This is a genomic window from Bradyrhizobium sp. (genome assembly GCF_049798375.1).
Lineage (GTDB): Bacteria > Pseudomonadota > Alphaproteobacteria > Rhizobiales > Xanthobacteraceae > Bradyrhizobium.
The window spans coordinates 1-4,914 of the sequence record NZ_JBARGP010000464.1 but is presented as its reverse complement, the minus strand read 5'-3'; the positions used below and the strand labels follow the sequence as shown (position 1 = coordinate 4,914).

4 protein-coding genes are annotated in these 4,914 nt (G+C 64.3%); 2 read left to right on the top strand and 2 right to left on the bottom strand.

Going from position 1 to position 4,914, the window contains the following annotated elements; all coding sequences use genetic code 11:
* The coding region (locus tag WA702_RS19145) for a caspase family protein (RefSeq protein WP_425112103.1) at nt 1-794 on the bottom strand (794 nt) is incomplete at its 3' end.
* A gap of 212 nt (nt 795-1,006) precedes the next feature.
* On the opposite strand from WA702_RS19145, the gene WA702_RS19140 reads away from it, so the two are divergent.
* The gene (locus WA702_RS19140) at nt 1,007-1,381 is read left to right on the top strand and encodes a nuclear transport factor 2 family protein (protein ID WP_425112102.1); all 375 of its coding nucleotides are present in this window, start codon (nt 1,007-1,009) and stop codon (nt 1,379-1,381) included.
* An 18-nt stretch (nt 1,382-1,399) separates the two neighbouring features.
* Nucleotides 1,400-3,007 carry a Na+/H+ antiporter gene (locus WA702_RS19135; RefSeq protein WP_425112101.1) on the top strand — a complete coding sequence of 536 codons (1,608 nt, stop codon included), beginning with the start codon at nt 1,400-1,402 and terminating at the stop codon, nt 3,005-3,007.
* 483 nt (nt 3,008-3,490) lie between these two features.
* On the opposite strand, the gene WA702_RS19130 is transcribed toward WA702_RS19135, so the two are convergent.
* Nucleotides 3,491-4,867 (bottom strand): IS30 family transposase, encoded by a 1,377-nt coding sequence (locus WA702_RS19130; protein WP_425112104.1) that lies wholly within the window; start codon nt 4,865-4,867, stop codon nt 3,491-3,493.
* Nucleotides 4,868-4,914: the final 47 nt, after the last annotated feature.

Genomic DNA, 4,914 nt, shown 5'->3' with positions numbered 1-4,914 from the left:
CCGGGAACCAGCGGCATGTCGTCGCCGCCGAGCGAACCATAAACGAACGGCTCCTGCTTGTTTCCGGTGGTCTTCAGCACATCGTCGCGGACGAAGCCGAACGCCTTGCGAACGTCGAGCCCGGGCGTCGTAATGTGGTGCGACAGCGCGACCGTGAACGGGCTGTTCTTGCCGTCGCCGTCCTGGGCGGTCGATCCGGCCTTGGCCGAATAGGCAATCAGCGTGTTCGGGCTGTTCGGCTCGACCTTGGCGAGGCCGCGGCCGATGCCGCGCGCCGCCACTGTCCGCTGCATGGATTTGGAGAACGGGTTGTCGCGGCAGGCGTCGAGAATGACCAGCCGCAGCTTCCGCGCCGGCTCGATCGCGACCAGGATGCGGTCCAGCGACAGCGTCTCGTCATAGACGTCGGTGTCGCGCTCCAGCCGCGCATCGACCGGGATCAGGTAATTTGCACCTTCGACCTCGATGCCATGGCCGGCATAATAGACCACGGCGATGTCGGCATCGCGGGCCGAATCGGCGAACTCGCGCAGCGCGCGCCTGGTGTCCCGCGCGGTGAGATCGTGCCGGTAGTCGACGACGTCGAAGCCCGCCGCCTTGAAGGTCGCGCTCATGACCGTGCCGTCGTTGACCGGATTCGCGAGCGGCGGAACGTTTTGATAGGCGGAGTTGCCGATGATCAGCGCGACCCGCTTCTCCGCGAAGGCCGGCTGCGCGAACAGCAGGGCTGCCGCGATGACGATGAAAAGGCGCGGCAGTCGAAAAAATCGCCGCCAAGGAATCCGACAAAACATTTGAATACCCCCTGTTGGGAGAACCTGTTGCGCCCTTCGCTAGCAGAATGCAGCCGATTTGGCTTGTGATCGAGGTCACGGAGCGCTGTTCCGCCTCCACGCGATGAAGCTGATGATACTTTGTCGCGGGCGGCCGCTGCAGGTTCGCACCTTGCCAAGCCTGCGTTTGCGTTCAAAATGCAGTCTCGCTGTTCCGTCCTGAGGAGATCGCCGTGAGTGCCGACCGTTCCAGTGTTGAAGCCGTGGTGCAAGGCTACTTTGACGCGCTCCATGAGGGTGACGCGGACAAGCTCGGCGCGATCTTCCATCCGACCGCCGACCTCAGGTGGACCGAGAAGGGCGAGCTGAAAGTCCTCACAGTGCCGGATTGGCTCGCCTGGGTGCGCAAGCGCCCGTCCGCAAAGGCGGAAGGCAAGGCGCGCGAGGATTTCATCGTCACCATCGACCGTTCGGATGACAACACGGCCTTCATCAAGGTGCGCTGCCAGCTGCCGCCGCGCTATTTCACCGACTATCTGGTGGCGATGAAGCTGGCCGACGGCTGGCAGATCGTCTCCAAATCCTACCGCTACGATCTGCGCAACTGAGGCGCACGACCGGGCGACATGGCGGCTCATTTTCAGATCTTTCTGATCCTGCTGGCAGTGCTGGCAGGAACTTCGTTGCTGGCGCGGCGGACCAACATGGCGCCGGCGATCCTGCTGATGCTGGTGGGCATCGCACTCGCTTTCCTACCGGGCATGCCGGCCTTCACGCTGCCGCCGGAGGTGGTGCTGCTGCTGGTGCTGCCGCCGCTGATCTATTCGGCCAGCGTCGCCATGAGCTGGCGCGAGTTCAAATATAATCTGCGGTCGATCAGCCTGCTTGCGGTCGGCAGCGTGATCTTCACCGCCTGCGCGGTCGCCCTTGCCACGCATTATCTGATCGGCCTGTCCTTCAGCACGGGCTTCGTGCTCGGCGCCATCGTCGCGCCGCCCGACGTGGTGGCGCCCCTGGCGATCGCCCGCCGGCTCGCGATCCCGCGCCGGATCCTGGTGGTGCTGGAAGGTGAAGGGCTCGCCAACGATGCCACCGCGCTGATCCTCTACCGCTTCGCGGTGGCGGCGATCGCGACCGGCGCGTTCTCGCTGCCGACGGCAACGGGCGAGTTCGCCATCATCGTGGTCGGCGAGATCGCCTTCGGTATCGCCGTCGGCTGGGTCATGCTGCGCGCCCGCCGCCGCAGCCGGGATCCGCAGATCGAGATCACGCTGTCCCTGATCACGCCCTACATCGCCTATTGGATCCCCGAGCATATCGGCGGCTCCGGCGTGATCGCGACCGTCGCCTGCGGCCTCTATATGAGCTGGAACGGCCCGCTGCTGATTTCCGCGGCGACGCGGCTGCAGGGCGTCTTCTTCTGGAACTTGGTGATCTACCTGACCGAGGGGCTGCTGTTCCTGCTCACCGGGTTCCAGCTTCGGCATCTGTACGAGCGATCGAAGGCGTTCCCGCTGGAGGACATTCTGGCCTCGACGGCGCTGGTGATCGCCGTGATCGTGATCGCGCGCTTCGCTTGGGTGTTCCCCGCGATCTTCGCGCCGCGCTGGCTGAGCCGATCCTTGCGCAGGCGCGATCCTGCGCCGCCCTGGCAGTGGGCCTTCATCATAAGCTTCACCGGCGTGCGCGGTGCGGTCTCGCTCGCCGCCGCGCTGGCGCTGCCGCTGACGCTTGCGAGCGGCGCGGCCTTCCCCGAGCGCGACCTGATCCAGTTCGTCGCCTTCGGCGTCATCTTCGTCACGCTGGTCGGATTCGGCCTGACCTTGCCGCGCGTGGTCCGCTGGCTCGGCGTGGCGGACGAAGGCCGCAACGAGATCGTCGCGGAGCACGCCAAGGAGATCGCAGCGCGGCGCGAAGCGCTCGACGCGGCCTTGCGGGAGCTCGACGCCATCACCGACGACCGCGACCTGTCCGACGAGGTCGTGAAACTGTTGCGCGCCCGCCAGGAAGTGCGCACCAGCCAGTTGCCGCCTGCCCTCGACTGCGACGAGTACGACGCCTCCGCGCTCGGCATCGAGCTGACGCGCGAGCTGATCAAGACCGAGCGCGAGTTCATTCACGAGATGCTTCGCAACGGCAAGATCACCGACGAGACCCGCCGGCGCATCGAGCGCGACCTCGACCTCGAGGAAGCCAGCCTCGCCAACCGGGAGTATGGCGAGGCGCCGTTGTAGGGTCGTAGTTCTGCTCGCGACATCGCCTCATGCTCCGTCATCGCGGAGCCCTTGGCGACGAAGCGATCCAGGGCCAAGCAAAGATTCTGGATTGCTTCGTCGCAGGTGCTCCTCGCAATGACGGAGTTGGACCAACAAATATCCCACCGCTATTATCGTCCGTTACCGGCTCTTGGCTTCCGGGAGCCCGATGACGGGCTCCGGCGGACGATCCAATATTCCAGAGGCGACGCGGCTCGATCATGACTGCCGCGGCGTACGGGATCATCCGCCTTCGCGGATGATGACGGTTGAGGATGCAGTGCGAGCGTCGCGAACATGCCATTCCGTTCTCGCGACATGATCTGCCCGAGCCATGATGATGTCGTTCCGCCCTCTTTAAACAGAGGGCGCAGGGAAGGCCGGGAGCTCGCCGCTCCCATGGCCCGCGTGCAGAAAAAGCACGCGGCAGAACCACAGGTTCGGCCAAGACATCCCTTGGGCTCAGGCGGTCGTCGCAACACCGGTTCGTTTTCTTTTCACCGGGATCAGCAAGGCGTCAAGCGCCTCGGCTGGCGTTTTCCAGCCGAGTGTCTTTCTCGGACGGCTGTTGAGAGCGGCCGCAACCGCGGCTATCTCATCGGCATCATAGATGCTGAGATCGGCACCCTTGGGGAAGTACTGCCGCAGCAGTCCATTGGTGTTCTCGTTCGTGCCGCGCTGCCAGGGACTTCTTGGATCGCAGAAGTAGACCTGGATTCCTGTGTCGATCCTAAGACGACTGTGCTGAGCCATTTCGACGCCCTGGTCCCAGGTCAGCGAACGACGCAATTCTTCGGGCAAGGTGATGATGGTGCGCGCGATCGCGTCGCGTACAGCTTCGGCTCCGTGTCCTGAGAGCGAAGGCCCGTTGTCTACGCGCGGACCTTCGCCATACCCGGCCAGCCGCGGAAGGTGCAGCAGCATCGTGAAGCGCGTGGTCCGTTCGACGAGCGTGCCGATTGCCGAGCTGGCGGCGCCGAGAATCAGATCTCCTTCCCAATGCCCGGGCACCGCTCGATCCGCAACTTCGGCAGGGCGTTCGCTGATCATGATCTCCGGCGAGACAAAACCTCTGCTTCGCTTTCGCGAGCGCGCCCTTGGCACCCGCAGCACACGTCCTGTTCGCAAGCAGGTCGCCAGTTCACGGCGCAGAGCTCCACGGCCCTGCACATAAAGGGCCTGATAGATGGCTTCGTGGCTGATGCGCATCGTCTCGTCGTCCGGAAAGTCGATCGGTAACCGTCCGGCAATCTGCTCCGGGCTCCAGGCTTTTACCCATCGCCGATCCTTGCCCCGGCTAGGCCGGCGAACGCGAGCGCAGCTCGGGGCCGCCACGGCCCCAGCCAACCGGTCTTCGACATAAGTACGCAAAGCCGTATTCCGTGCAAGCTTGGTCGGCTTGGGACGGCAGGCCGATCGATCGGCATGCCACTGGGCGGCGGTCGCCCGATAAGCCATCTTGCCCGCGTGAGTGGATGCATTGCGATCCAACTCACGAGAGATCGTCGAGGGATCCCGTCCGAGACGACGCCCGATCTCTCGGAGAGAATGGCCCTCCACAAGCAGGAGCGCGATCTCTTCACGCTCCCTAAACGACAGATACCGCCCGGACAGCGGCTTTGCCGAAGGCCTGAACTTCGATGGTGGCATGCCGCCCGCCTTTCGGAACAATCTGCTTCCGATGACTTCTGACACGCCGGCCTTCAGCGCGGCACCTTCAATGCTCAAACCCGTCGCGATCGCCCGCCAGAACAGCTCCTGTTCAGCACGCCCCGCAACAGACGGGCGTCCCAGCGAACCCAGGGCCGCCCGAGTTGATCGCTTCCTTCGAATAGTCATCGCAACCTCCAGATCCAGGAGTGTTGCGACGACCGATTGAATCCGCC